The sequence below is a fragment of the Streptomyces sp. NPDC004629 genome (assembly GCF_042873595.1).
Classification (GTDB): domain Bacteria; phylum Actinomycetota; class Actinomycetes; order Streptomycetales; family Streptomycetaceae; genus Streptomyces.
On sequence record NZ_JBIALO010000041.1, the window covers coordinates 14,988 to 41,882 of the forward strand.

Annotated in this window: 22 protein-coding genes; 1 reads left to right on the forward strand and 21 read right to left on the reverse strand. The window is 71.1% G+C overall.

From position 1 onward, the window contains the following. Positions 1–9: 9 nt before the first annotated feature. The 6 genes from ACFYTE_RS37800 to ACFYTE_RS37825 form a co-directional block, all read right to left on the reverse strand. On the reverse strand, positions 10–750 hold the full coding sequence (locus ACFYTE_RS37800) for an SDR family NAD(P)-dependent oxidoreductase (RefSeq protein ID WP_388720699.1): 741 nt from the start codon (positions 748–750) through the stop codon (positions 10–12). 162 nt (positions 751–912) lie between these two features. Then, positions 913–2,499 carry a Na+/H+ antiporter gene (locus tag ACFYTE_RS37805; RefSeq protein WP_388720702.1) on the reverse strand — a complete coding sequence of 529 codons (1,587 nt, stop codon included), beginning with the start codon at positions 2,497–2,499 and terminating at the stop codon, positions 913–915. Positions 2,500–2,581: 82 nt separating this feature from the next. After that, positions 2,582–3,049, reverse strand: coding sequence for a GNAT family N-acetyltransferase (locus ACFYTE_RS37810; RefSeq protein ID WP_388720704.1), 468 nt, complete (start codon positions 3,047–3,049; stop codon positions 2,582–2,584). Next, a complete protein-coding gene (locus ACFYTE_RS37815) occupies positions 3,046–3,990 on the reverse strand; it encodes an RluA family pseudouridine synthase (protein ID WP_388720706.1) in 945 nt (314 codons plus the stop codon). Before ACFYTE_RS37815 ends, ACFYTE_RS37810 begins: the two co-directional genes overlap by 4 nt. Positions 3,991–4,071: 81 nt before the next feature. Further along, the gene (gene lspA / locus ACFYTE_RS37820; RefSeq protein WP_388720709.1) at positions 4,072–4,662 is read right to left on the reverse strand and encodes a signal peptidase II; all 591 of its coding nucleotides are present in this window, start codon (positions 4,660–4,662) and stop codon (positions 4,072–4,074) included. A gap of 67 nt (positions 4,663–4,729) precedes the next feature. Beyond that, a complete protein-coding gene (locus ACFYTE_RS37825; protein ID WP_388720711.1) occupies positions 4,730–5,878 on the reverse strand; it encodes a TraR/DksA C4-type zinc finger protein in 1,149 nt (382 codons plus the stop codon). 606 nt (positions 5,879–6,484) lie between these two features. Between ACFYTE_RS37825 and ileS the strand changes: the two genes are divergently transcribed. Beyond that, complete coding sequence (gene ileS, locus ACFYTE_RS37830; RefSeq protein WP_388720714.1) at positions 6,485–9,622, forward strand: isoleucine--tRNA ligase; 3,138 nt, start codon at positions 6,485–6,487, stop codon at positions 9,620–9,622. A gap of 205 nt (positions 9,623–9,827) precedes the next feature. Here the strand turns inward: ileS and ACFYTE_RS37835 are convergent, their stop codons facing one another. The 15 genes from ACFYTE_RS37835 to ACFYTE_RS37905 all read right to left on the reverse strand — a co-directional run bounded on the left by ACFYTE_RS37835 (position 9,828) and on the right by ACFYTE_RS37905 (position 26,881). After that, positions 9,828–10,952, reverse strand: coding sequence for a DivIVA domain-containing protein (locus ACFYTE_RS37835; protein ID WP_388720717.1), 1,125 nt, complete (start codon positions 10,950–10,952; stop codon positions 9,828–9,830). A gap of 53 nt (positions 10,953–11,005) precedes the next feature. After that, positions 11,006–11,290 carry a YggT family protein gene (locus ACFYTE_RS37840; RefSeq protein WP_388720719.1) on the reverse strand — a complete coding sequence of 95 codons (285 nt, stop codon included), beginning with the start codon at positions 11,288–11,290 and terminating at the stop codon, positions 11,006–11,008. Positions 11,291–11,340: 50 nt separating this feature from the next. Beyond that, on the reverse strand, positions 11,341–11,982 hold the full coding sequence (locus tag ACFYTE_RS37845) for a cell division protein SepF (RefSeq protein WP_388720721.1): 642 nt from the start codon (positions 11,980–11,982) through the stop codon (positions 11,341–11,343). Positions 11,983–12,110: 128 nt separating this feature from the next. After that, positions 12,111–12,863, reverse strand: a complete 753-nt coding sequence (locus ACFYTE_RS37850; RefSeq protein ID WP_388720724.1) for a YggS family pyridoxal phosphate enzyme — start codon at positions 12,861–12,863, stop codon at positions 12,111–12,113. A 6-nt stretch (positions 12,864–12,869) separates the two neighbouring features. Further along, positions 12,870–13,598: a peptidoglycan editing factor PgeF gene (gene pgeF, locus ACFYTE_RS37855; protein ID WP_388720727.1), complete on the reverse strand. Its 729-nt coding sequence runs from the start codon at positions 13,596–13,598 to the stop codon at positions 12,870–12,872. Then, entirely contained in the window at positions 13,595–14,797 is a 1,203-nt protein-coding gene (gene ftsZ / locus ACFYTE_RS37860; RefSeq protein ID WP_388720730.1) for a cell division protein FtsZ, read from the reverse strand. The genes pgeF and ftsZ overlap by 4 nt, the downstream gene beginning before the upstream one ends. Positions 14,798–15,074: 277 nt before the next feature. Further along, a complete protein-coding gene (locus ACFYTE_RS37865) occupies positions 15,075–15,869 on the reverse strand; it encodes a cell division protein FtsQ/DivIB (protein WP_388720733.1) in 795 nt (264 codons plus the stop codon). A 138-nt stretch (positions 15,870–16,007) separates the two neighbouring features. Then, positions 16,008–17,102: an undecaprenyldiphospho-muramoylpentapeptide beta-N-acetylglucosaminyltransferase gene (gene murG / locus ACFYTE_RS37870; protein ID WP_388720736.1), complete on the reverse strand. Its 1,095-nt coding sequence runs from the start codon at positions 17,100–17,102 to the stop codon at positions 16,008–16,010. A 6-nt stretch (positions 17,103–17,108) separates the two neighbouring features. Further along, on the reverse strand, positions 17,109–18,473 hold the full coding sequence (gene ftsW / locus ACFYTE_RS37875; RefSeq protein ID WP_388720739.1) for a putative lipid II flippase FtsW: 1,365 nt from the start codon (positions 18,471–18,473) through the stop codon (positions 17,109–17,111). Positions 18,474–18,606: 133 nt separating this feature from the next. After that, the gene (gene murD, locus ACFYTE_RS37880) at positions 18,607–20,031 is read right to left on the reverse strand and encodes a UDP-N-acetylmuramoyl-L-alanine--D-glutamate ligase (RefSeq protein ID WP_388720742.1); all 1,425 of its coding nucleotides are present in this window, start codon (positions 20,029–20,031) and stop codon (positions 18,607–18,609) included. Beyond that, positions 20,013–21,101 carry a phospho-N-acetylmuramoyl-pentapeptide-transferase gene (gene mraY, locus ACFYTE_RS37885; protein ID WP_388720837.1) on the reverse strand — a complete coding sequence of 363 codons (1,089 nt, stop codon included), beginning with the start codon at positions 21,099–21,101 and terminating at the stop codon, positions 20,013–20,015. Before mraY ends, murD begins: the two co-directional genes overlap by 19 nt. Continuing rightward, on the reverse strand, positions 21,101–22,516 hold the full coding sequence (murF, locus tag ACFYTE_RS37890; protein WP_388720745.1) for a UDP-N-acetylmuramoyl-tripeptide--D-alanyl-D-alanine ligase: 1,416 nt from the start codon (positions 22,514–22,516) through the stop codon (positions 21,101–21,103). Before murF ends, mraY begins: the two co-directional genes overlap by 1 nt. 4 nt (positions 22,517–22,520) lie before the next feature. Then, the gene (locus ACFYTE_RS37895) at positions 22,521–24,041 is read right to left on the reverse strand and encodes a UDP-N-acetylmuramoyl-L-alanyl-D-glutamate--2,6-diaminopimelate ligase (protein WP_388720840.1); all 1,521 of its coding nucleotides are present in this window, start codon (positions 24,039–24,041) and stop codon (positions 22,521–22,523) included. A 171-nt stretch (positions 24,042–24,212) separates the two neighbouring features. Next, positions 24,213–26,210, reverse strand: a complete 1,998-nt coding sequence (locus ACFYTE_RS37900; RefSeq protein ID WP_388720748.1) for a peptidoglycan D,D-transpeptidase FtsI family protein — start codon at positions 26,208–26,210, stop codon at positions 24,213–24,215. A gap of 5 nt (positions 26,211–26,215) precedes the next feature. Further along, complete coding sequence (locus tag ACFYTE_RS37905) at positions 26,216–26,881, reverse strand: septum formation initiator family protein (protein ID WP_388720751.1); 666 nt, start codon at positions 26,879–26,881, stop codon at positions 26,216–26,218. Between the last annotated feature and the right edge of the window lie 14 nt (positions 26,882–26,895).

Genomic DNA, 26,895 nt, shown 5'->3' on the forward strand with positions numbered 1-26,895 from the left:
CCGGGTCGGTCAGTGGCCGCGTTCCGCACCTCCGTTGACCTGGACGATCTGGGACGTGATGTGTGCGGCGCCCGGCGAGGCCAGCCAGTGCAGGGTGGCCGCGACATCCCCCGGGGTGCCGGCCCGGCCGGTGGACGTCTCGGCGATCAGCCGCTCCCGTCTCGCCTCCTCGATCGCCTCACCGAAGAACTCGGTGTCCTCCACATAGCCGGGCGCTACCACGTTCACGGTGATGCCGCGCGGGCCCAACTGGCGGGCCAGATCGTGGGCGTACGGATGCAGGGCGGCCTTGGCCGCCGCGTACGCCCCGGTTCCTGAGCCGCGGTAGGCGGCGATGGAGCTGAGGAACAGCACCCGCCCGCCGGGCTCGGCGAGCCGCTCCTTCAGCGCCTCCGTGAGAAGCACGGCGGTCAGGGTGTTGATCCGGAAGGAGAGCGACCAGGTGTGCGCGACGGCGTCGAGGGGGTCCTCGGCGGGCCCTTCGGGTTCCCTGCCCCCGGTGCCGCCGGCGCTGTGCACGAGCACGTCCACGGTGCCGAACTCCTCGGCGACGAACCGCGCCACGCCGCGCACGGCCGCCGGGTCGCCGAGGTCGACGGCGTACGTCAGCGCCCCCGGCACTCTCGCCTGCTCCAGCACTCCGCCGCGCCGGCCGAGCAGCAGCACCCGGTCCCCGTCCGCCGCGAAGACGCGGGCCGCCGCGAGCCCGATCCCCGTCCCACCACCACTGATCACAATGTTGCGAGCCATGATCCGAGAGTACGAGCGGGGCGCCGCCCGGGCCTCCGGATATCCACAACCCCCATATGCTCATATGACCACCTGCGGACCGGCACCCCGGCCCGGCACCCCGGACGGCACCCCGGACCGACCGCCGTCCCGCACCCGGCCGAGCCGGCCGAGCCGATCACCTCAGCGCAGGCTGCGCACGTCCAGATGCCGCAGCACCCGGTCCACGATCTCCGGATCCGCCCCCGGCTCGCTCCGCGCCGCCAGCACCTCGTGCCGTGCCGCGCTCAGCAGCTCCCCCTGGATCCGTCGCAGCCGCTTCACCCGCCGCACCCGCTTCTCATGCGCCTCACGGCGCTCCTCCTCGCCGATGTCGGGACTGATCCGCACGCCGATGTCGAAGGCCCGCCGCAGCATCTGCTCGGACAGTTCCTCCGGCAGGTCCTCGACCTCCTCGATCTCCCGCAGCCTCCGCTTGGCCGCCCGCGCCGCCCGCACCGCCAGTTCCTTCTCGAACTCCTTCTCCCGCTCGGTGTCGGCCCGCACGCCGAGCCGCTTCACCAGCCACGGCAGGGTCAGCCCCTGGAGCACCAGCGTCGCCATGATCACCCCGAACGCGATGAACACGATCTCGTCCCGGTCGGGGAACGGTGACCCGTTCTCGGTCTTCAGCGGAATGGCCAGCGCCAGGGCCACCGAGGCCACCCCGCGCATCCCCGACCACCACATGACGACGGTCTCGCGCAGGCTCATCGGGATGTCCTCGTCGAAGTCCCGCTTCGCGTGCAGCCGTTTTGTGAGCCAGGTGGCGGGCACCAGCCACAGCAGCCGCACGAGCACCACGACACCCACCACGGCGGCGGCCCAGCCGAGCATCTGGGCCCAGTGACCGGAGGCCGTCCGGATCGCGTTGTGCAGTTCGAGCCCGATCAGGCCGAACGCGACCCCGGTGACGAGCGTGTCGACGATGTCCCAGAAGGTGTGCCCGGCGAGCCGGGTCATCACGTCGTCGGCGTCGGTGGCGTACTCGGAGATGAACAGCGCGGTGGTGAGCACCGCCAGCACGCCGGAGCCGTGCAGCTCCTCGGCGAGCACGTACGACACGTACGGCACGAGCAGGGTCAGCCCGATCTGCAGCGTCGCGTCCCCGAGCACGTCCATCAGCTTGTTCGCGCCCCAGCCCAGGGCGAGTCCCACGGCGACGGCGACCACGGCGGACAGCACCAGGTCGAGCCCGGCCCGCCAGGGCGAGAAGGCGCCGCTGACGGCGGCGGCGATCGCCACGTGGTACAGCACGATCGCGGTGACATCGTTGAACAGCCCCTCGCCCTCCAGGATCGACACCAGCCGGCGTGGCAGTCCCAGCTGCCCGGCGACGGCGGTGGCGGCGACCGGGTCGGGCGGGGCGACCAGCGCGCCCAGCACCACCGCCGCGGCGATCGGCAGTCCGGGCACGATCGCGTTGGCCACGACCGCCACGCTGACCGTCGTGACGAACACCAGGGCGACGGCCAGCAGGAAGATCGGCCGCTTGTTGGCCGCGAACTGCCGCCAGGACGTGCGCCGCACCGCCGCGTACAGCAGGGGCGGCAGCAGTGCGGGCAGGATCAGCTCGGGCGGGATGTTCACGTTCGGCACGAAGTCGAGCACCGCGAGGACGATGCCGAACAGGGTCACCAGGATCGGCGCCGGCAGCCCGAGCCGGTCCCCCACCGGGACACTGACCAGGGCCCCGAGCAGCAACACGAACAACAGGGCCAACTGATCCACGGCCGGCGCTCCGGGAGTCGACGATCACACAACAGTGTTCAAGCCTGCCATGTCCCCCTTTGCGCCCACCCGGCGCCGACCGCTACAGGGCGCGCCGCATCGCCCGGTGAGCTATCCCCGCCTCCGGGTACTCCGGCCCGTAGGGCACATAGCCCAGCCGCTCGTAGAAGCCGAGAGCGTGCGTCTGGGCGTGCAGGTCGACCGCCGTCAGGCCACGCGCACGTGCCGCCTCCTCGATGGCCCGCACCAGGGCCACACCGACGCCGAACCCGCGCGCCTCCCGGCGGACCGCGAGCCGCCCCAGCGAGCCGAGCCACAGGTCGCCGCCGGTCTTCTCGGCGGCCTGCGCGCCGTACAGCAGCCGGCCGGTGCCGAGCGGCTCCCCGTCCTCGGGCACCGCGAGGACATGCACGGCGACGGCGTCGTACGCGTCGTACTCGATGTCCTGCGGGACACCCTGCTCGACGACGAAGACCTGCTTGCGCACCGCGAAGCACGCCTCGCGGTCGGCGGGGTCCTCGGCCACGCGCACCGCGTACGGCGGGTTCATGCGTAGGTCTCCTCACGGACCCGGTCCAGCGCCTGCCGCAGGTCCTCGGGGTAGTCGCTGGCGAACTCGACCCAGGTGCCGTCCCCGGGGTGCTCGAAGCCGAGACGCACGGCGTGCAGCCACTGGCGGCCGAGACGCAGCCGCTTGGCGAGCGTGGGGTCGGCGCCGTAGGTGAGGTCACCGACGCAGGGGTGGCGGTGGGCGGCCATGTGGACCCGGATCTGGTGGGTGCGGCCGGTCTCCAGCTTCACGTCGAGCAGGGAGGCCGCGCGGAACGCCTCGATCAGGTCGTAGTGCGTGACGGAGGGCTTTCCGTCGGCGGTGACCGCCCACTTGTAGTCGTGGTGGGGGTGCCGGCCGATGGGCGCGTCGATGGTGCCGCTGGTCGGGTCCGGGTGGCCCTGGACCAGCGTGTGGTAGCGCTTGTCGACCGTGCGCTCCTTGAACTGGCGCTTGAGCGACGTGTACGCGTACTCGGACTTGGCGACCACCATCAGGCCCGACGTGCCGACGTCGAGGCGGTGCACGATGCCCTGGCGCTCGGCCGCGCCGGAGGTGGAGATCCGGTAGCCGGCGGCGGCGAGCCCGCCGATGACCGTCGGACCGCTCCAGCCCGGCGACGGATGGGCCGCGACACCGACCGGCTTGACGATCACCACGACGTCCTCGTCGTCGTGCACGATCTCCATGCCCTCGACCGGTTCGGCGACCACCTGCACCGGCGTCGGCGCCTGCGGCATCTCGACCTCCAGCCAGGCCCCGCCGCGCACCCGCTCCGACTTGCCGACCACCGCGCCGTCGACCTGTACCTTGCCTGCTGCGGTCAGCTCCGCCGCCTTCGTCCGGGAGAAGCCGAACATGCGGGAGATGGCGGCGTCGACGCGCTCGCCCTCCAGGCCGTCGGGCACGGGCAGGGTGCGGATCTCGGGAATCGTGCTCACCCGTCGAGTATGCCGGACGGGACCGACAGTCCCGTACGAGAGTCCCGCGGCGCCGTGGGCCGGATCCGGGGCGCGCCGCGGTCAGTCCCGGTGGACGGTGCCGTCCGGGTCGAGGCCGCGGAACGACAGCAGCACGATCAGGATGCCGCCGCAGACGATCGCCGAGTCGGCCAGGTTGAACACCGCGAAGCCCTTGGGGGCGATGAAGTCGACGACCTCGCCCTCGAAGACGCCCGGCGAACGGAAGATCCGGTCGGTCAGGTTGCCGAGCGCGCCGCCGAGCAGCAGCCCGAGCGCGATCGCCCAGGGCAGGCTGTAGAGCTTGCGGGCCAGACGGATGATCACCACGATCACGGCCGCCGCGATCACTGTGAAGATGATCGTGAAGGCCTGTCCGACCCCGAAGGCGGCGCCGGGGTTGCGGATGGCGTTGAACTCCAGCCACTCCCCGATGACCTTGATCGGCGCATGGTGCTCCAGCTTCGCGACCACGATCATCTTGCTGACCAGGTCGAGGGCGTACGCGAAGACGGCCACCGCGAAGAGCACGGCGATCCGGCGCCTGCCCCGGGGCCGCTCGGCCGGGATGTCCTGTTGGTCCGCTTGGGCCGTCCGCTCGTCACTGTCGTCCGGGGTGTCCGGCGTACCGATGATGCGCTCCGCCTCTGCCACGTGAGTCCCTCAACCTAGGTACCTGACTGAGGATGAGACTACGGCACGCCCGGGACGGCCCACGCGCTCAGTAGCGGCGTTCCTGCTTCTGCTTGCACTCGACGCACAGGGTGGCCCTCGGGAACGCCTGCATCCGGGCCTTGCCGATGGGGTTGCCGCAGTTCTCGCACAGGCCGTACGTGCCCGTGTCCAGCCGTTGCAGGGCGCGTTCGGTCTGGACGAGCATCTCGCGCGCGTTGGCGGCCAGCGCCATCTCGTGCTCGCGCGTGATGTTCTTGGTGCCGGTGTCCGCCTGGTCGTCGCCCGCGCCGTCCCCGGAGTCCCGCATCAGGCCCACGAGCGAGGCCTCGGAGGAGCTGATCTCGGTGCGCAGCCGCGTCACCTCGGACAGCAGCTCCGCGCGGGCCTCCTCGACCTCCTCCGGCGTCCAGGGGTCCTCGCCGGGGCGGACCGCCAGCTCGCCGGGTTCCGCCGCGGCGGCGACCCGTGCCTTGGGGACGGCGGTCGTGGCCGCCGTGGCCGTGCCAGGAGTCTTCTTCGCAACCACTGTCGTGGCTCCCGTCTGCTTCGCGGCCTGTGCCGCGCCCGCCTTCTTGGCCGTGCTCTTGCTGCCCGCGTCCTTGGCGGCGTCCTTCGGCAAGCCGCCCTCCTGCGCCACCGTCCGCTCGGCGGCCGCCGACCCCTTGGCCGCCTTCTTGGCGACCGTCTTCTTCTGGGCGGCCTTCTTCTGAACCGCCTTTTTCCGGACCGTCTCCTTCGCGGCCGGCTTCTCAGCCGCCGTCTCCTTCTCAGCCGGCTTCTTCGCGGCCGTCTCCCTCGCGGCCGGCTTTTTCGCGGCCGTCTCCTGCGCGGCCTGCTTCTTCGCGGCCGGCCTCTTCGGGTGCGGCTCCTCGGCGACCGGCTCCTTCAGGGTGGTCTCCTCTGCGGCCTTCGGTGCCGTCTCCTTGCCCATGGTCTTCTCGGCCGTCTTCTTCCGCGCGGCGGCCTTCCGGGGAGTAGCCGTACCGGCGGTCTCCTTGGCCGGGCCCTTCGCCACCGCCGCCTCGGCCGCCTTCTTCGAGGGCGCCCGCTTCGACGCGGGCGATGTCGTCGCGGCCCGTCCCTGCGTGCTCTTCTTGCCTCCCGCGCCCTTGGCCGGGCCGCCGGAGGCACCCGCGGCTGCGGCCCGGGACCTGCCCGATGCCGACTGCTGTACGGCGGTCTTCTTCGCCACCATGGCCGCGGCCCCTTCACATATTGTGATCTTGCTCGCGAATCGTGCTGGGACGATAAATCGACTTGAGTCCCGCGGCAACGGGGCACGCCGCCCGATCCGCCCGCCCCGCGACCCCCGCGCGGCAAGCCTTCATGCGTTGTGCCCAGCTGCCCGCCGGGTAATCCGCCGAGCCGGGCATCCCAGGATACGAACACCCGTACCTCTCCATTCGGGTCATCTCACCACCTGCGGGGATCCCCCGCCACCGGTGCCGGAAACCAAGTCGGCCGCTGTCCCCCGGGCGCCGTACACTGGGCGGAGCGAAAAGCGTGGATGGGGACGAGTAGCGGCGTACGCAGCCCAGAGCGACCCGGGGACGGTGGAAGCCCGGGGGCGAGCGCGACGTGAAGATCACCCCGGAGCCGCCGGAAGAAAGCCGTGGAGGACCCGCCACGGCGAGTAGAACCGGCATCGCGACCTCAATGAGGGGGCTCACCGGCGTCCGCGACGCACCGGGGGGCCAAGGAGGGTGGTACCGCGGGAGCGCGCCGCACACGGCGTCGACAGGCCAGAAGGCTCTCGTCCCTCCGACGGAAGGCAGCACTCTCCGTTGGAGGAAGCCCGCAGATGACAGCGCCGACGTACCGCCAGGTGCCCGCCCAGGTGGACCTGCCCGCCCTGGAACACGGGGTGCTCGACTTCTGGCGCGAGCAGAAGATCTTCGCCAAGACCCTGGAGCAGTCCGAAGGCCGCCCCGAGTGGGTGTTCTACGAGGGCCCGCCCACCGCCAACGGCATGCCCGGCGCCCATCACATCGAGGCCCGTGTCTTCAAGGACGTCTTCCCCCGCTTCCGCACCATGCGCGGCTACCACGTGGGCCGCAAGGCGGGCTGGGACTGCCACGGCCTGCCGGTGGAACTGGCGGTCGAGAAGGAGCTGGGCTTCTCCGGCAAGCAGGACATCGAGGCGTACGGCATCGCCGAGTTCAACGCCAAGTGCCGCGAGTCCGTCCTGCGGCACACCGACGCCTTCTCCGAGCTGACGACCCGCATGGGCTACTGGGTCGACCTCGACGACGCCTACGTCACGATGGACCCCGAGTACATCGAGTCGGTCTGGTGGTCGCTGAAGGAGATCTTCAACAAGGGTCTGCTGGTCCAGGACCACCGCGTCGCCCCCTGGTGTCCGCGGTGCGGCACGGGCCTGTCCGACCACGAGCTGGCGCAGGGCTACGAGACCGTCGTCGACCCGTCCGTCTACGTCCGCTTCCCGCTCACCTCCGGACCGCTCGCGGGCGAGGCCGCGCTCCTGGTGTGGACGACCACCCCCTGGACCCTGGTGTCCAACACGGCGGTCGCGGCGCACCCCGAGGTCACCTATGTCGTCGCGACCGACGGCAAGGAGCGGCTGGTCGTCGCCGAGCCGCTGGTCGCCAAGGCACTCGGCGAGGGCTGGCAGACCACCGGGCAGACGTTCACCGGCGCCGAGATGGAGCGCTGGACGTACCGGCGCCCGTTCGAGCTGGTGGAGTTCCCCGAGCCGGCCCACTACGTGGTCAACGCCGAATACGTGACGACCGAGGACGGTACGGGCCTGGTCCACCAGTCCCCCGCCTTCGGTGAGGACGACCTCAAGGTCTGCCGCGCCTACGGCCTGCCGGTCGTCAACCCGGTCCGCCCGGACGGCACCTTCGAGGAGGACGTCCCGCTGGTGGGCGGCGTCTTCTTCAAGAAGGCCGACGAAAAGCTCACCGAGGACCTCGCCGCGCGCGGCCTGCTCCTGCGGCACGTGCCGTACGAGCACAGCTACCCGCACTGCTGGCGCTGCCACACGGCGCTGCTCTACTACGCGCAGCCGTCCTGGTACATCCGCACCACGGCGATCAAGGACCGGCTCCTGGCGGAGAACGAGAGGACCAACTGGTTCCCGGAGACGGTCAAGCACGGCCGGTACGGGGACTGGCTGAACAACAACATCGACTGGGCCCTGTCCCGCAACCGCTACTGGGGCACCCCGCTGCCGATCTGGCGCTGCGAGGACGGCCATCTCACCTGCGTCGGCTCACGCGCCGAACTCACCGAGCTGACCGGCACCGACCAGTCCGGCCTCGACCCGCACCGCCCGTTCATCGACGAGGTCACCTTCGCCTGCCCCGAGTGCGCCAAGGAGGCCACTCGCGTCCCGGAGGTCATCGACGCCTGGTACGACTCGGGTTCGATGCCGTTCGCGCAGTGGGGGTACCCGTACAAGAACAAGGAGCTGTTCGAGAGCCGGTACCCGGCGCAGTTCATCTCCGAGGCCATCGACCAGACCCGCGGCTGGTTCTACACGCTGATGGCGGTCGGCACCCTGGTCTTCGACAGGTCGTCGTACGAGAACGTCGTCTGCCTGGGCCACATCCTCGCCGAGGACGGCCGCAAGATGTCCAAGCACCTGGGCAACATCCTGCAGCCGATCCCCCTCATGGACCGGCACGGCGCGGACGCGGTGCGGTGGTTCATGGCGGCGGGCGGCTCGCCCTGGGCGGCCCGCCGCGTGGGGCACGGCACCATCCAGGAGGTCGTCCGCAAGACGCTCCTGACGTACTGGAACACGGTCGCCTTCCAGGCCCTGTACGCGCGCACGTCCGAGTGGGCCCCCTCCGCGGCGGACCCGGCACCGGCCGACCGTCCGCTGCTGGACCGCTGGCTGCTCTCCGAACTGCACGCGCTCACCGACCAGGTGACGCAGTCCCTGGAGGCGTACGACACCCAGCGCGCCGGCAAGCTGCTGTCCGCGTTCGTCGACGACCTCTCGAACTGGTACGTCCGCCGCTCCCGCCGCCGCTTCTGGCGGGGCGACAAGGCCGCACTGCGCACCCTGCACGAGGTCGTCGAGACGGTGACGAGGCTGATGGCCCCGCTGACCCCGTTCATCACGGAACGCGTCTGGCAGGACCTGATCGTGCCGGTCACCCCGGGCGCGCCCGAGTCGGTGCACCTGGCGTCCTGGCCCGAGACGGAGCTGTCCACGATCGACCCGGAGCTGTCGCGGCAGATGGTCCTGGTCCGCCGGCTGGTGGAGCTGGGCCGCGCCACGCGCGCGGAGTCGGGCGTCAAGACCCGGCAGCCGCTGTCCCGAGCGCTGGTCGCGGTCGCGGGCTTCGAGTCCCTCCACCCCGAACTGCACGCCCAGATCACCGACGAGCTGAACGTCAGTTCCCTGGCCTCCCTCTCGGAGGTGGGCGGCTCGCTCGTCGACACGACGGCCAAGGCGAACTTCCGCGCGCTGGGCAAGCGGTTCGGCAAGCGCGTCCAGGACGTCGCCAAGGCCATCGCGAACGCCGACGCGGCGGCGCTGTCCCTGGCCCTGCGCGAGGGGACGGCGTCCGTGGAGGTCGGCGGCGAGACGGTCACGCTCGCCCCGGACGAGGTGATCATCACCGAGACCCCGCGCGAGGGCTGGTCGGTGGCCTCGGACTCGGGCGCCACCGTGGCCCTCGACCTGGAAATCACCGAGGAGTTGCGCCAGGCGGGTCTCGCCCGTGACGCGATCCGGCTGATCCAGGAGGCCCGCAAGAACAGCGGCCTCGATGTGGCGGACCGGATCGCGCTGCGCTGGACCGCCACGGACCCGGCGGTCATCGCGGCACTGTCCGAGCATGCGGGCCTGATCGCCGACGAGGTCCTGGCCACGGACTTCGCCCAGGGTGAGGCGGACGACTCCTACGGGACCCCGTTCACCGACGAGGGGCTGTCGCTGACCTTCCGTCTGCGCAAGGCGTAGGCCCGCGGAAACCGGAGAGGGCCGGGCGCCGGGGTTTCCGGCGGCCCGGCCCTTCGGCGTCGCACGAACACACGTGTCCCATAGAGCACTTGTGCCCCACAGTGAACACGCGTAGCACAAGGGCGGGGCCCCGGATCGTGATCCGGGGCCCCGCCCTGTGAACGCTGCCGACGCCTACGGCGTACTACTTACCGTGCGGCGGCCCTCAGTTGTCGTCCTCGTCGATGAGGAATCCACGCATCGGCGAGGGTGCCTGGCCCATCGGGGACGGACCCTGCGGACGGACGGGAGCCATCGGCTGGGTCATCGCCGGGGACATCTGCTGCTGACCGCCGTAGGACGGGGCGGGCGGCGCGGGCGGACCACCCATCGTCTGGTTGCCGCCGTACGACGGGGCACCGGCGCCGGCCGGGGCCATGGAAGGCGCCGGGGAGGGCGGCAGGGAGGCGGCGGCCGGGGTGCGCGGCGGGGCCAGCGAGTCGTCGGCCTGGGTCTCCAGCTGACGCAGCTGCGACTCCAGGTACGACTTCAGGCGCGTGCGGTACTCGCGCTCGAAGCCCCGCAGGTCCTCGACCTTGCGCTCCAGCGTGGCGCGCGCGGACTCCAGGGAACCCATGGCGACACGGTGCTTCTCCTGCGCGTCCCGCTCCAGGGCGTCGGCCTTGGCACGGGCGTCACGCTCCAGACCCTCGGCACGGCTGCGGGCCTCGCCGACGATCTTGTTGGCCTCGGAGCGGGCCTCGGCGATCGCCTGGTCGGCGGTCTGCTGGGCCAGCGAGAGGACACGGGCGGCGCTGTCGCCACCGGGGCCCTGACCGGGGCCGCCCATCGGACCGCCCATGGGGGGGCCGCCCATCGGACCGCCCATCTGCTGCTGCATGGGGGGCTGACCACCCATCGGGCCCTGGCCCATAGGACCTTGACCCATAGGACCCTGACCCATCGGGCCGGGGCCCTGCGAACCGCCCTGCCCGCCGGGACCGGCGGGCAGCTGCGGGGCACCGCTCGGCAGCTGGGGCGGCCCACCCATGGGGCCACCCATCTGCTGCTGCGGCGGGCCCGATATGCCGGCGGGCACCGGAGCGCCCGGACCTCGCATGCCCTGTTGCTGGTCCTGTTCCGGAGGCTTGCGCATGTTCTGTTGGTTCTGCGCGGCGGCCCGCGTGGCGGCCGCCAGCTTGGCGCGCAGGTCCTCGTTCTCGCGGAGCAGACGGGTCAACTCGGCTTCGACCTCGTCGAGGAAGGCATCGACCTCGTCCTCGTCATAGCCTTCTCGGAGGCGGACGGTCGTGAACTGCTTGTTCCGCACGTCCTCGGGGGTCAACGGCATCTCTTCACCTCAACGTAGTCGTCGGCATTCGGCAAGACGGTAGTTCACATCGCTCACAGCCGACTCACGATCGCGATCAGGATGTAGACGATGATCATCAGTACGAAGAAGGACAGATCGAGCGCCACGCCCCCGAGACGCAGCGGCGGGATGAACCGCCGCAGGAGCTTGAGCGGTGGATCGGTGACAGTGTAGGTGGCCTCCAGAACGACCACCATCGCCTTGCCGGGTTGCCATGAGCGGGCGAACTGGAAGACGTAGTCCATGACCAACCGGAAGATGAGCACGATGAGGAAGCACATCAGCGCGATGTAGACCACGTCCAGGAACACGCTCATGATCCGTGCTTCCCTCTCCCCTGTTTCCGTGCGCTGTCCGGTGTTGTGTCTCAGCTCTGGTTGAAGAACCCGCCCTCTGCGATGCGGGCCTTGTCCTCCGCCGTGACATCGACGTTAGCAGGCGACAACAGAAACACCTTCTGCGTCACCCGCTCGATGCTGCCATGAAGACCAAACACCAAACCGGCCGCAAAGTCGACAAGTCGCTTCGCGTCTGTGTCATCCATCTCAGTCAGATTCATGATCACCGGAGTGCCCTCACGGAAGTGTTCCCCGATGGTACGGGCCTCGTTGTAGGTCCGGGGGTGAAGCGTGGTGATCCGGTAAGGCTCTCGTTCGGACACGACCTTGGGCATGATCACCGGTGCGCTCTTCTCCAGGGACTGACGTTCTTGTGTGATGGACGCCACGGGTGCGATACGCGCGGGACGTCCGGATTCCGCGGATAGCGAAGCGGGATGGGACACCGGCTCGCGCGGCGCCGGCGGCTGTACCACTCGTACCGGTTCGCCCCTTTGGGGCTGATGTGATCCATGCGACTGGTGTGACGGTTCGTGCCGTCGGTGGTCCCGCTCGGGCTCCGGGTCCAGTTCGGGCTCGAAGTCGTCGTCGGGGTCGAATCCGCGGCCGTCGTACCCATCGTCCTCCACGAGGCCGAGGTAGACCGCCATCTTGCGCATCGCGCCGGCCATGCTCTGAGTCCTCCGCTCTGTGGTGGATCGACTGACTACTGCCAAGTGCCCGCGATCCACGAGGTCGTTGTGCCATCTTTCGGCGACATTGACCATATTTTCTGCTGTGGTCCGACTTCTTGGCGACGTTACCCGAGCCTGGGGCGGACTCCGAGTACCGCGGTGCCGACGCGCACATGTGTCGCTCCGGCCGCCACGGCCTGTTCGAGGTCCGCACTCATCCCTGCGGAGACCATGTTCGCAGCCGGATGGGCCCGGCGCAGGTCAGTCGACAAATCCATCAACCGCTCGAAGGCGGCCCGTTGACGGCCGGCGTACTCACCGGCGAGCGGAGCGACGGTCATCAGCCCGTCGAGCCGCAGCCCCGGCGCGCCGGCGACGACGGCGGCCAACTCTTCGATTCCGCCCGGCGCCACGCCGCCCCGCTCGCCTCCCGGGCCCCCGCCCGGCGCCGGTGCCGCCGGGCCCGCGGACTCCGCCGCGTCGAGGGCGACCTGGATGAGGCAGCCCACCTCGCGTCCGGCGCGCACAGCCTCCTTCGAGAGCGCCGTGACGAGCCGGGAACGATCGACGGACTGCACGACGCCCGCATAACCGACCACGGAACGCACCTTGTTGGTCTGCAACTGACCGACAAAGTGCCATACAAGGGGCAGATCCGAGCAGGCGGCCGCCTTGGGGGCGGCGTCCTGGTCCCGGTTCTCCGCCACATGACGCACACCGAGTTCCGACAGGATCCGTACATCGCTCGCCGGGTAGGTCTTGGTGACCACGATCAGGGTCACCTCCTCCCGCTTGCGCCCGGCCGCCGCGCAGGCCGCGGCGATCCGTTCCTCCACTTTCGCCAGATTCGCGGCGATCTCAGCACTACGGTCCGTCATGCCCTATCAGTCCAGCCATACATAGCCCGCGAGCCGCCCGGTGGTGCGGTCGCGGCGGTACGAGAAGTGGTCACCCGACTCCAGCGTGCACACCGGTGACTGCGCCCGGTCGCGCACCCCGAGCCGATCGAGCTGCGCGTGCACGCCGGCGCTCACGTCGACCGCCGGTGTGCCCCAGCTCGTCTCGGAGTGCGCCGCCGGTTCGACGGCACTCACATCGGCGCGCATCGCCTCCGGTACCTCGTAGCACCGGCCGCAGACGGCGGGCCCGGTGCGGGCGACGATCCGGGCCGGGTCCGCGCCCAGTTCCATCATCGCCCGGACCGCGGCGGGGACCACCCCGGCGACCAGGCCGGGCCGGCCCGCGTGGGCCGCGGCGGCGACCCGGGCGACGGGGTCGGCGAGCAGGACGGGCGTGCAGTCGGCGGTGAGCACGGCGAGCGCGAGCCCGGGCCGCACGGTGACGATCGCGTCGACCTCCGGCGCCGGGCGGTCCGCCCAGGGGCCGTCGACCACGGCGACGCCGGCGCCGTGGATCTGGTTCATCCACACCACCCGCGCCGCGTCGAGGTCCAGCGCCTTGGCGGCCAGTTCGCGGTTGGTGCGTACGGCGTCGGGGTCGTCACCGACCGCTCCGCCGAGGTTCAGCTCCTCGTGCGGAACGGCGCTCACCCCGCCCCACCTGTCGGTGAAGGCGAAGTGCGCGCCGCTCACGGTGTCGCGCTGTCCTATCACTTCAGGAAGTCCGGCACGTCCAGCTCCTCGGCCGCGCTGTCCGCGTAGGTACGCGGCGCCGGGGGGATGGGCGGGGCGACCGGGGCCTCGTTGACCGGGGCGGGCGCGGGCTCCGGCTCCTCCTGCGGGGTCACGCTGCCGAGCGAGCCGAAGGACGGGCGGCTCTCGGGCTGCCGGGCCGGGGCGGGCTCCTCGCGGCGGCCCGAGGAGGAGGATGCCGAGCCGAGCATGTTCTCCCGGCGGGCCGGCGGCTGGCCGCCGTCGAAGCCGGCCGCGATCACGGTGACCCGCACCTCGTCGCCGAGGGCGTCGTCGATGACCGCGCCGAAGATGATGTTGGCCTCGGGGTGGGCTGCCTCGCTGACCAGCTGGGCGGCCTCGTTGATCTCGAACAGACCGAGGTCGGAGCCGCCGGAGATGGAGAGCAGGACGCCCCGGGCGCCGTCGATGGAGGCCTCCAGCAGCGGCGAGGAGATCGCCATCTCGGCCGCGGCCACCGCGCGGTCGTCGCCGCGGGCCGAGCCGATGCCCATGAGGGCGCTGCCGGCCTCGGACATGACCGACTTCACGTCGGCGAAGTCGAGGTTGATCAGGCCGGGCGTGGTGATGAGGTCGGTGATGCCCTGGACGCCGGAGAGCAGGACCTGGTCGGCCGACTTGAAGGCGTCGAGCACCGAGACCTGGCGGTCCGAGATGGACAGCAGCCGGTCGTTCGGGATGACGATGAGGGTGTCGACCTCTTCGCGGAGTTCGGCGATGCCGTCCTCGGCCTGGTTCGCGCGGCGCCGGCCCTCGAAGGTGAAGGGGCGCGTGACCACGCCGATGGTGAGGGCGCCCAGGGAGCGTGCGATGTTGGCCACGACGGGCGCGCCGCCGGTGCCGGTGCCGCCGCCTTCACCGGCCGTCACGAAGACCATGTCGGCCCCCTTGAGGACCTCCTCGATCTCCTCGCGGTGATCCTCGGCGGCCTTGCGGCCGACGGCCGGGTTGGCGCCCGCGCCGAGCCCGCGGGTGAGTTCGCGGCCGACGTCGAGCTTGACGTCGGCGTCGCTCATCAACAGCGCCTGCGCGTCGGTGTTGATGGCGATGAACTCGACGCCCTTGAGACCGACTTCGATCATCCGGTTGATGGCATTGACACCACCGCCGCCGACACCGATGACTTTGATGACTGCGAGGTAGTTCTGCGGTGCTGCCACGTCGAAGGCCTCTCGCCTCGATTACGTGTCGCCGCGTCGCGGCCTTGCCGCGATCCGACGACTGATGCCGAATGGGACGGTCCGAACGCCGACCCGAACCCTAACGCTGAAGTTTAGGGTTACCAGTGTGTCTGTTCCTTGGACTCTTCCGGACAGGACACTAAGTCGACAAGTGGCGCACGTTCAACGAACACGCCGAACCTCCCGTTTTTCTTTTCACCCTATGTGATCAGCCGTAGCAGTGCCCACCCAGGGTGCTGGCCTGCGCTGATGTGCGTCAACTCCCCGATGACGCCGGTGCGGTGGGCACCGTGACGTCGAAGTGCCGCGCATCGGGCGCGGCTTTCATGAGGGCGGTGAGCGTGCGGGCCTTCGCCGGGCCGTTCTCGGCGCTGCCCCACGAGACGGTCCGGCCGCCGCTCAACTCCAGTGAGATGTTGTCGTAGGAACGGACCTTGAGGGTGCGGGTGGTGTGGGCGACGGCGGGCGGAATGTCGGCGGCGATCCGCACCGCCTCGCGCACCAGGCCGTCGGTGCCGAAACGCCGCAGGCCGGCCGCGGCCGTACCCGGCCGGGAGATGGCCAGTTCCAGTACGGGAACGCCTTTAGGCGCCTGGGGAACCGTGGCGAAACGGACGCCGTCGTCGTCCACTTCGACGAACTCCCCGCCCTTGCGCAGGACCAGAACCGGAGTGCGCTCGGTCACCTTCACACCGATTCCGTGCGGCCATGACCGGACGACGTCGACCGAGTCAATTCGCGGCAGTTTCCTGCGCAGTCGGGCCTCGATCGCATCGGCGTCGATGGACACCAGCGGCGCCCCGAGCGGAACGGCGGCGGTCGAACGCACCTGCTGGAGGGTCAGCACCCGGGTCCCGGTGACGGAGACGCGTTCCACGCGCAGCCACGGCGAGCCGTACAACAGCCAGACAGAACCACTCGCGAGGAGGACGGCCGCCACGGCCAGAATGACGATCGTACGAAGGCGGGGCCTCCTCGGCCGCCGGGCGGGCGGCGGGCCGGACGACTCCTGTTGGCGTTCACCGCGCTCGGCGGTGGTCGGTCCGGCCACGCTTGCTCCCTTTCCAGGCTCGGTTCACCTCCGGGGCGCCTCAGCCGGTGTCGAGAGCCCGACCGTGCTCAGCCCTTCGGGCTCCGCGCGCTCGGCCTCTCGACACCCGCGCGCCCCTTCGGCTCACTCGCCGATCCGTTACTGGCGACGGCGCGAGGCGATCGCCTCGTACACCATGCCGACGAGCAGATCGTCGGCGTCCCGGCGGCCGAACTCACCGGCGGCGCGGGACATCTCGTACAGCCGGTGCGGATCGGCGAGCACGGGCAGGACGTTCTGCTGCACCCACTCGGGCGTGAGTTCCGCGTCGTCGACGAGGAGCCCGCCGCCGGCCTTCACCACCGGCTGGGCGTTCAGGCGCTGTTCGCCGTTGCCGATGGGCAGCGGGACATAGACGGCCGGGAGTCCGACGGCGGAGAGTTCGGCGACGGTCATCGCGCCCGCGCGGCAGAGCATCATGTCGGCCGCGGCGTACGCGAGGTCCATCCGGTCCAGGTAACTTACCGGGATATAGGGGGGCATTCCCGGCATCTGGTGGACCTGCGGCAGTTCGTTCTTCGGGCCGACCGCATGCAGGATCTGGATGCCGGCCTGCTGGAGCCAGGGAGCGACCTGCTGGACCACCTCGTTGAGGCGGCGGGCGCCCTGCGAGCCGCCGGAGACGAGCAGCGTGGGCAGGTTCGGGTCCAGGCCGAACATCGCGCGGGCCTCCGGGCGCGCGGCGGCCCGGTCCAGCGTGGCGATGGAGCGGCGCAGCGGGATGCCGATGTAGCGGGCGCCGCGCAGCTTGCTGTCCGGCGTGGAGACGGCGACCTGGGCCGCGTACCGGGAACCGATCTTGTTGGCCAGGCCGGGGCGGGCATTGGCCTCGTGGATCACGATCGGCACGCCGAGGCGCTTGGCGGCCAGATAGCCGGGCAGGGCGACATAGCCGCCGAAGCCGACGACGGCGTCCGCCTTGGTGCGCTCCAGGATCTGCTCGGCCGCCTTGATGGTGCCGCGCAGCCGGCCCGGGACGGTGATCAGTTCGGGTGTGGGCTTGCGCGGCAGCGGAACCGCGGGGATCAGCGCCAGCTCGTAGCCGCGCTCGGGGACGAGCCTGGTCTCCAGGCCGCGTTCCGTGCCCAGGGCCGTGATCCCCACGGTCGGGTCCTGCCTGCGCAAGGCGTCCGCGAGGGCGAGCGCGGGCTCGATGTGGCCCGCGGTGCCCCCGCCGGCGAGTACGACATGCACCGAAATTCACCGCTCTCCGGACGAACGCGCCGCTGAGGCACGCCGTCGCATCGTGTTCCATCTCCGAGGCTCGCGGCCGAAGCCGGAGCCCCTGGCCCGCTTTCTACCAAAGCGAGGTTGCCGCATCGCAAGCGCCGCTCGCGCAGCGGGCTCGTCGCGCGCGAAGGCGATCAGCAGCCCGATGGCGAACATGGTCGGCAGCAGGGCGGATCCTCCGTAGGAGAACAGCGGGAGGGGGACGCCGGCGATCGGCAGCAGGCCGAGCACCGCACCGATGTTGATCACCGCCTGGGCGGTGATCCAGGTCGTCACGCCTCCCGCGGCATACCTCACGAAGGGATCCTCCGTGCGTCCGGCCACGCGGATACCCGCATAGCCTAGAGCCGCGAAGAGGGCCAGCACCGACAGTGTCCCTGCCAGGCCCAGTTCCTCACCGGTGACGGCGAAGATGAAATCGGTGTGGGCCTCGGGGAGTTGACCCCATTTTTCCACGCTCGCGCCGAGCCCGGAGCCGAAGAGTCCGCCGGAGGCAAGGGCGTAGATGCCGTGCACGGCCTGCCAGCAGTCGGCGACGCCCTCCTTGGGTTCCGTGGCGCCGATGCAGGCGAGGCGGGCCATCCGGTTGTCGCTCGTCTTGATGAGGATCACACCGAGCGTGGCGGCGATCGACAGCACGCCGACGAACAGCCGGGTCGGCGCCCCCGCGACCCACAGCAGCCCGAACAGGATCGCCGTCAGGATGATCGCGGTCCCCATGTCGCCGCCGAGCATGATCAGCCCGAGCAGCAGGAAGGTGACCGGGACGAGCGGCACCAGCATGTGCTTCCACTGGGCCAGCAGCTTCTTGTCCTGCTTGCGCGCGATCAGGTCGGCGCCCCACAGCACCAGCGCGAGCTTGCCGAACTCGCTCGGCTGGATCTGGAACGAGCCGCCGAGGGCGATCCAGTTCTGGTTGCCCTTGACCGCCATCCCTATCCCCGGCACCTGTACCAGGGCCATCAGGAAGACGGCGCCCGCGAGGATCGGGTAGGCCAGCGCCCGGTGCAGCTTCACCGGCATGCGGGCGGCGGCGAACAGCAGACTGCCGCCGATGACAGCGGCCAGGAACTGCTTGCGGAAGAAGTACGAACCGGGCAGCGACAGTTGCAACGCGGTGATCTGGGAGGCCGAGTAGACCATCACCAGACCGAGCACGGTGATCAGCAGACTGCCACCGAGGATCAGGTAGTACGCGGTGAGCGGCCGGTCCCAGGCCTTCTTCACGCGGTCGCGCAGCCCGCGCAGCGGATTGTCCCCGGGGGCCTTGGGGGGTACGGCGGGCCGCCGTACGGACCGCTGCACCGGAGGACGCCCCGTGCGGCTACCGGGCATCGCCGGCTCCTGACCAGCCACGGGGGGCACGCCCGCCGGGGGGCGCTCCGGTCCGTCCGGGCGCCGCCAGCCACTTCCGAGTCACGCGTCCCTCCATGGGTCCCGGAGCCCCCGCCGTGGCCGAGAACCGCCGTCAGGCGCCCGCGCCGAGTTCGCGTACCGCCTGCGCGAACGCGTCACCGCGCTTGTTGTAGTTGGTGAACATGTCCATGGAGGCACAGGCCGGCGCGAGGAGCACCGTGTCGCCGGGCCGTGCGAGCCGCTTCGCCTCCTGGACCGCCTGGAGCATCGCCCCAGTGTCGGTCCGGTCGAGGTCGACGACGGGTACTTCCGGCGCGTGTCGCGCGAGGGCTTCCCGGATCAGGGCGCGGTCCGCGCCGATCAGGACCGCGCCGCGCAGCCGCGCAGCCGCCCCGGCGACGAGTTCGTCGAAGGTCGCGCCCTTCGCGAGGCCGCCGGCGATCCACACGACGGACTCGTAGGCGGCCAACGAGGCTTGTGCCGCGTGCGTATTGGTGGCCTTGGAGTCGTCGACGTACGCGACGCCGTCCACGTCGGCCACGTGCGCGATGCGGTGGGCGTCCGGGGTGAAGGCCCGCAGGCCGTCCCGTACGGCCTTGGCGGGCACCCCGTAGGCGCGCGCGAGGGCCGCGGCGGCAAGGGCGTTGGCGATGTTGTGCGGGACGGGCGGGTCGATGTCGCCGACCTCCGCGAGTTCCTGGGCGTTGCGCTGCCGGTCCGCCACGAAGGCGCGGTCGACCAGGATGCCGTCCACGACGCCGAGTTGGGACGGGGCCGGGGCGCCGAGCGTGAAGCCGATGGCCCGGCAGCCCTCCTCGACGTCCGCGGCGCGCACCAGGTCCTCGGTGGCCTTGTCGGCCGCGTTGTAGACGCAGGCGACCCGATTGCCCTCGTAGACACGGCCCTTGTCGACGGCGTAGGCCTCCATGGAGCCGTGCCAGTCGAGGTGGTCCGGTGCCAGGTTCAGGACGGCGGCGGAGTGGGCGCGCGGCGAGGGCGCCCAGTGCAGCTGGTAGCTGGACAGCTCCACGGCGAGGACGTCGTACTCCTTGTCGCCGAGGACCGCGTCGAGCAGGGAGACGCCGATGTTGCCGACGGCGGCGGTGCGCAGGCCCGCCGCCTCCAGGATGGCGGCGAGCATCCGTACGGTGGTGGTCTTGCCGTTGGTGCCGGTGACGGCGAGCCAGGGCGGGGCGTCGGGGCCGCGCAGCCGCCAGGCCAGCTCCACGTCGCCCCAGACGGGCACGCCGGCCCGCTCGGCGGCGGCGAACAGCGGCTTGTCCGGCCGCCAGCCGGGCGCGGTGACGATGAGGTCGGTGCCCTCGGGCAGGGTGTCGCCGTCACCGAGGCGCACGGTCACGCCGAGTGCCCTCAGCTCGACCGCCTGGGCGCGGGCCCGCTCGTCGTCGCCGTCGTTGACCACGGTGACGTGCGCGCCGAGGCCGTGCAGCACCTTGGCCGCCGGGACACCGGAGACGCCGAGTCCCGCGACGGTGACGTTCCTGCCCTGCCAGTCGGTCACTTGTCCGCTGCCCATCCCGCATAGAAGAGGCCTAGTCCGACAATCACACAGATGCCTTGAATGATCCAGAACCGGACCACCACAAGGACTTCGGACCAGCCCTTGAGTTCGAAGTGATGCTGGAGTGGCGCCATCCGGAAGACCCGCTTCCCGGTGAGCCGGAAGGAGCCGACCTGGATGACCACCGACATGGTGATGAGCACGAACAGGCCGCCGAGGATGGCGAGCAGCAGCTCGGTGCGGGAGCAGATCGCCAGGCCCGCGAGCACACCGCCGAGCGCCAGCGAACCGGTGTCGCCCATGAAGATCTTCGCCGGCGAGGTGTTCCACCACAGGAAGCCGAGGCAGGCGCCCATCAGCGCGGAGGAGACGACCGCGAGGTCGAGCGGATCGCGCACCTCGTAACAGGCGTTGGGGTTGGTCAGGGTCGTCGCGTTGGCGCAGGACTCCTGGAACTGCCACACCCCGATGAACGTGTACGCGCCGAAGACGAGCACCGAGGCGCCGGTGGCGAGGCCGTCGAGGCCGTCGGTGAGGTTCACGCCGTTCGACATCGCAAGGATCATGAACAGCGCCCAGACGACGAACAGCACCGGGCCGATCGTCCAGCCGAAGTCGGTGATGAACGACAGCTTCGTGGAGGCCGGGGTGTTGCCGCGGGAGTCCGCGAACTGGAGCGAGAGCACCGCGAAGGCGATACCGCCCAGCAGCTGGCCCGCCATCTTCGCCTTGGCCCGCAGACCCAGCGAACGCCGCTTGACGATCTTGATGTAGTCGTCGAGGAAGCCGACCAGGCCCATGCCGACCATCAGGCCGAGGACCAGCACACCGGAGAAGGTCGGCGTAGCCGCCCGGTCGCTGGTCCAGGTCGTGATCACCTTCGACAGGAAGTAGGCGGCGACCGTCGCCAGGATGAAGGCGATGCCGCCCATCGTCGGCGTACCACGCTTGCTGGCGTGCTCGCGCGGGCCGTCGTCGCGGATGTACTGACCATAGCCCTTACGGGCAAGGAGCTTGATCAGCAGCGGGGTGCCGACCAGGGTGAGGAACAGACCAATGACTCCTGCGAACAGGACCTGCTTCATCATCGGGCAGCGACCTCACCCTCGGCACCGGCCGCGAGCAGCGCCTGGGCGACGCCCTCCAGACCGACCGAACGGGACGCCTTCACGAGGACGACGTCTCCCGGGCGCAACTCGCTGCGCAACAGGTCGACCGCCGCCTGTGCGTCGGACACGTGCACCGACTCCTCACCCCACGAACCCTCGTTATATGCGCCCAGTTGCAGCCAGGACGCTTCCCTGCCCCCGACCGCGACGAGCTTGCTGACGTTGAGCCGGACGACTAGCCGCCCGACCGCGTCGTGCTCGGCGAGCGCCTCGTCCCCGAGCTCGGCCATCTTGCCGAGCACCGCCCACGTGCGGCGCCCCTTGCCCATGGCTGCCAGCGCGCGCAGGGCGGCCCGCATGGACTCGGGGTTGGCGTTGTAGGCGTCGTTGACGATGGTCACGCCGTCCGGGCGCTCGGTGACCTCCATCCGCCAGCGGGAGAGGGTGCCCGCCTCGGAGAGCGCGGTGGCGATCTCTTCCGCGGACATGCCCAGCTCATGGGCGACGGCGGCCGCGGCGAGCGCGTTCGACACGTGGTGCTCACCGTACAGGCGCATGGTCACATCGCTTGCACCGGAGGGTGTGTGAAGCCTGAAGGAGGGCTGTCCGCTGTCCGTGAGTCGCACGTTCTCGGCGCGTACGTCCGCTTCGCCTGACTCTCCGAAAAGGATCACCTTCGCCTTCGTACGGGAGGCCATGGCCCGTACGAAGGGATCGTCGGCGTTCAGCACCGCCGTGCCGCCGTCCGCAGCCGCCGGCAGGGCCTCCACGAGTTCGCCCTTGGCCTGCGCGATCTGCTCCCGGCCGCCGAACTCTCCGATGTGGGCGGTGCCGACGTTGAGGACGAGGCCGATCCTCGGCGGGGTGAGGCCGGCGAGGTAGCGGATGTGGCCGATCCCGCGGGCGCCCATCTCCAGCACGAGGAACTTCGTCTCCTCGGTGGCGGACAGGGCGGTCAGGGGCAGCCCGATCTCGTTGTTCAGGGAGCCCGGCGTGAACACGGTCGGCGCCTTGCGGCGCAGCACCTGCGCCACGAGGTCCTTGGTGCTGGTCTTGCCCGCGGAGCCGGTGAGGGCCACGAGGGTGGCGCCGAGGCGGGCCACGACGTGCCGGGCGAGGGCACCGAGGGCGCTCTGCACGTCCGCGACGACGATCGCGGGCACGCCGACGGGGCGCGACGCCAGGACGGCGACCGCGCCCGCCTCGACGACCGCTTCCGCGAAGTCGTGGCCGTCCACGTGCTCGCCGGCGAAGGCGACGAACAGGCTGCCGGGCTCCACCTCGCGGGAGTCCCGGACGACCGGCCCGGTGACCTGGACGGACGGGTCCGGTATGTCGTGCGTCTGCCCGCCGACGACTGCTGCGATCTCGGCGAGGGAGAGGGCGATCACAAGTTCATCCCTGGGTCTGCTGGATAGCTTCGCGAAGCACCTGGCGGTCGTCGAAGGGACGGACCACCCCGGCGATGTCCTGGCCCTGCTCGTGGCCCTTGCCCGCGACCAGCACGGTGTCCCCGGGCCGCGCCCGGCCGACCGCCGCGGCGATCGCGGCGGCCCGGTCCTCGAAGAGCAGCACCTCACCCCGCTCGTGCGCGGGCACGGACGCCGCGCCTTCGAGCATGGTGGCGAGGATCGCCAGGGGATCCTCGGAGCGTGGGTTGTCGGAGGTCAGTACGGCCGTGTCGGCGAGCCGGGCCGCGGCGGCGCCCATCGGGGCGCGTTTGGTCTGGTCGCGGTCGCCGCCGCAGCCGAGGACCACGTGCAGACGGCCCTTGGTGACCTTCCGCAGGGCCTTGAGGACCGATTCGACGGCGTCGGTCTTGTGAGCGTAGTCGACGACCGCGAGATACGACTGTCCGGCGTCCACCCGCTCCAGCCGGCCGGGCACGCCCGGCACGGCGGCGACGCCGTCGGCCGCGGCCTGCGGGTCGAGGCCCGCGGCGGCGAGCGCGACGACCGCGGCGAGGGTGTTGGCCACGTTGAACGGGCCGGGCAGCGGCGACCTGGCGGCGATCCGCTCGCCGTGCGGGCCGAGCACGGTGAACGTCGAGTCCAAGGGGCCGATCCGCACGTCCTCGGCGCGCCAGTCCGCGTCGGGGTGGCCCTCGGCGGAGTAGGTGACGACCGGGACGGACGCCTCCTCGGCCAGCCGGCGGCCGTACGCGTCATCGGTGTTGATCACGCCGAGTCTGCTGCGCGCGGGCGTGAACAGCTGTGCCTTGGCCTGGAAGTAGTCCTCCATGCCGGAGTGGAACTCCATGTGCTCCGGGCTGAGGTTGGTGAAGACGGCGACGTCGAAGACGCAGCCGTCGACCCGGCCGAGGACCAGGGCGTGGCTGGAGACCTCCATGGCCACCGCCTCGACGCCGCGTTCGCGCATGACGGCGAACAGGGCCTGCAGATCGGTGGCCTCGGGGGTGGTGCGCTCGGACTTGATGCGCTCGTCGCCGATGCGCATCTCGACCGTGCCGATCAGCCCGGTGGACCTGACCGTCCGCAGGCCGCCCTCCACGAGGTAGGCGGTGGTGGTCTTGCCTGAGGTGCCGGTGATGCCGATCTGGAGCAGGTCACGGCCCGGGGCGCCGTAGATCGTGGCCGCGAGGGCGCCCATCCGCGCGCGCGGGTCGTCGACCACCACGACCGGCAGGCCGGTCGCGGCGGCCCGCTTCGCACCCGCCGGGTCGGTCAGCACGGCGACCGCGCCGAGACCGGCGGCCTGGCGGACGAAGTCGGCGCCGTGCAGACGGGCGCCGGGCAGGGCGGCGTACAGGTCGCCGGGGCGGACGGCACGCGAGTCATGGGTGATGCCGGTGACCTCGGCGGCGCCGGCCGGTGCGGCGGCACCCAGCTGATCGGCGAGTTCCGCGAGGGGTGTGGCGGAGACCCGCACCGGTCGTGGCGGCCCCGGCGATGTCACGGATGCGCCCTTCTGGGTGGTTTGGGACTGATCAGCGTGTGGCACGGCGGTGAGCGTACCGGGCACAGCCGCCTCGGAGCGAAGCGAGGGCGCGGGCGGTGGGTGGTTCCCGGGGTCGGGAGTGATCGTTGTCACGGGCTGGTTCCTGGTGGTCGTTCCCGGAGGTGCTGATCAGGGCTGGTAGGTCACGGGCAGGTTGGCGGCCTTGGCGCCGGTCGGCGGGACCTGGAGGCTCTTCAGGGCGAACTCCATCACCTCCTTGTAGATGGGTCCGCAGATCTGGCCGCCGAAGTAACTGCCGGAGGTGGCGTTCTGGATCGCGCAGTAGACGGTGATCCGGGGGTTGTCCGCGGGTGCGAACCCGGCGAACGACGACGTGTAACCGTGGTACTTCCCGGTGGCCGGATCCACGCGGTTGGCGGTGCCGGTCTTGCCCGCGACCCGGTAGCCGGGGATGCGGGCCTTGACGCCGGTGCCCTGCTCGTCGTCGACCACGGACTCCAGCATCTGGGCGAGGGTCTTGGCCGTCTTCTCGCTGACCACGCGGGTCTTCTTGGGCTCCGGAGCCGGGGTGAAGCGCCCGTCGGCGCCCCGTTCGCCGCGCAGCAGGGTCGGCTCGACGCGGACGCCGCCGTTGGCGATCGTCGAGTACACAGAGGCGGCCTGCATGGCGTTGATGGAGAAGCCCTGGCCGAAAGGGATCGTGTACTGCTGCGACGTCGACCAGTCGTCCGGGGCGGCCAGGATGCCCCTGGTCTCGCCGGGGAAGCCGAGCCCGGTGTAGCCGCCGATGCCGAACTTGCGCAGGTACGAGTAGAGGACCTGGTTGGCCTCCGGCTGGGTCTTGCCGAGCTGGCCGGTGGCCAGGATGGTGCCGATGTTGCTGGACTTGGCCAGCACGCCGTTGAGCGTGAGGTACCAGGTCGCGTGGTCGATGTCGTCCTGGAAGAGCCGGTCGCCGCGGTGCAGCCGGTTGGGCACCTCGACGTGGGTGAGGGGGGTGGCGGCGCCCTCCTCCAGCACGGCCGCCATCGACATGACCTTCGCCGTGGAGCCGGGCTCGTAGGCGTCCTGGAGGGCCGCGTTGCCCATCGCCGACGCGTGGGCCTTCGACAGGTCGTTGGGGTCAAAGCCGGGCGAGTTGGCCATGGCGAGGATCTCGCCGGTGCGGGTGTCCTGGACGATCACATAGCCGCGGTCGGCCTTGGACTTCGCGACCTGCTCGCTGATCGCCTTCTGCGCGGCCCACTGGATGTCGCGGTCGATGGTCAGCTCGATGTCCGCGCCGGGCACCGCGGGGGTCTCGGTGGAGCCCGCGGTGGGCACCTGACGGCCGCCGGACTGGGCGTAGCGGATCTTGCCGTCCTTGCCGGCCAGCTTCTTGTTCAGCTGCTGCTCGATGCCGCCGCCGCCCTTGCCCTCGGCGTTGACCCAGCCCAGTATCCCGGCGGCGAGGTCGCCGTTGGGGTACACGCGCTGGCTGCTGGGGTCGGAGAACACCCCGGCCAGCACGTTGACGGTGGACTTGTCCGTCTCGGCCTTCTTGGCGAGCGCGCTCCTGAGGTCCTTGATCTGCTTCCAGACCTGTGGTGTCTGCCGGCCGGCGAGCTTGACGTAACGCAGCTCCTTGTTCGCCGGGCGCAGCTTGCGGACCAGGTCGGCCTGGTCCTGGCCGAGGATCGGCGCGAGGAGCGCGGCGGCCTGCTCGGGGCCGTCGTCGATGCCCAATTGCTTGCGGGTGAACATCGTCGGGTCGGCCGTGATGTCGTCGGCGTCCTCGCTGACGGCGAGGGAGACGCCGTTGCGGTCGGTGATCCCGCCGCGCTCGGCGGTCAGGGTGTGCACCACATAGCGGTTCTGCTCGGCCTTCGCGGCGTACGCGCTGGCGTCGACGGCCTGGACCTGGAGCAGCCGGACGACGAAGGCGAGCAGGACGAGGGTCAGGGCGAGGCTGACCATGCGCAGGCGGGGACGGGGGCTGCCGAGCCGCAGGGCCGGCGGCGCGGGCCGGGGCGGGCTCGGGCGCCGGGCCGGGCGGGCCCCGGGGCCGGGAGGGCGCCGGCCGCCGGGTCCGGCGCGGTGCGGGTCGCCCCGGTCCGCGCGGATCCGGGGCGGGACGGGCTTGGCGGGGCCGGGCACGCGTCGGCGCGGCGGTTCCCTGTCGGACACTTCCGTCACCTGCCGGGGGTCGGGGTCGAGACGGACCGGGGGGCGGAGGAGGGCGGGGCCGGCACCGACGCGGCGGATGCCGCGGCAGGCGGACCGGCCGCCGGGCCGGCGGGGCTCGCGGCCGAGCCGGACGGGCTCACATACGGGGCGCCCGAGCCGACGTACGGGGAGCCCCGATCGGCGTACGAGGCGGACGGGCTCGCGCCGGGGGCGACCGGGGTCGCGCCGGAAGTGATGGCCGGGCTCGCGCCGGGAGCGGCGCTGGTCAGTGCCTCGGGGGGCGCGGACGAGCGGGCAGCGGACTGCCGGGCGGCCGGGCTGGGGACGCCCTTGACGGAGCCGTCGGGGTCGAGGAAGGCCGGGTCGCCGCCGGGCACCATGCCGAGCTGGCGGGCACGCCGCTGAAGGGCGTCGGGCGCGGAGTAGGCGTCGATACCGCGGCGCAGGGCCTGTTCCTCGTCGGTGAGATTCTTCGTGCCCTTTTGCAGGTCGTCGAGCCGGAACGAGCCTTCGCTGAGCGCGGAGTTCAGCACGAGCAGACCGATGAGGCCACCGCCGAGGAGCAGGACGACGAGGAGGACGAACGGGGTGCGGGCCGCCTTGGCGCGGCCGGCCGGCAGCAGCCGGGCGAGCCGGGCGGCCCTGCCCCTCACTTCGGGGTTCCTACGCACATGTCCTCCGGTGA

Coding starts and splice junctions, on each gene's coding strand:
- ACFYTE_RS37835 (WP_388720717.1), bottom strand. CDS start 10,952: ATGCCGTTGACCCCCGAGGACGTGCGGAACAAGCAGTTCACGACCGTC.
- ACFYTE_RS37825 (WP_388720711.1), bottom strand. CDS start 5,878: ATGGTGGCGAAGAAGACCGCCGTACAGCAGTCGGCATCGGGCAGGTCC.
- ftsW (WP_388720739.1), bottom strand. CDS start 18,473: ATGCCCGGTAGCCGCACGGGGCGTCCTCCGGTGCAGCGGTCCGTACGG.
- murD (WP_388720742.1), bottom strand. CDS start 20,031: ATGGGCAGCGGACAAGTGACCGACTGGCAGGGCAGGAACGTCACCGTC.
- ileS (WP_388720714.1), top strand. CDS start 6,485: ATGACAGCGCCGACGTACCGCCAGGTGCCCGCCCAGGTGGACCTGCCC.
- mraY (WP_388720837.1), bottom strand. CDS start 21,101: ATGAAGCAGGTCCTGTTCGCAGGAGTCATTGGTCTGTTCCTCACCCTG.
- ACFYTE_RS37840 (WP_388720719.1), bottom strand. CDS start 11,290: ATGAGCGTGTTCCTGGACGTGGTCTACATCGCGCTGATGTGCTTCCTC.
- ACFYTE_RS37845 (WP_388720721.1), bottom strand. CDS start 11,982: ATGGCCGGCGCGATGCGCAAGATGGCGGTCTACCTCGGCCTCGTGGAG.
- ACFYTE_RS37800 (WP_388720699.1), bottom strand. CDS start 750: ATGGCTCGCAACATTGTGATCAGTGGTGGTGGGACGGGGATCGGGCTC.
- ACFYTE_RS37810 (WP_388720704.1), bottom strand. CDS start 3,049: ATGAACCCGCCGTACGCGGTGCGCGTGGCCGAGGACCCCGCCGACCGC.
- ACFYTE_RS37850 (WP_388720724.1), bottom strand. CDS start 12,863: ATGACGGACCGTAGTGCTGAGATCGCCGCGAATCTGGCGAAAGTGGAG.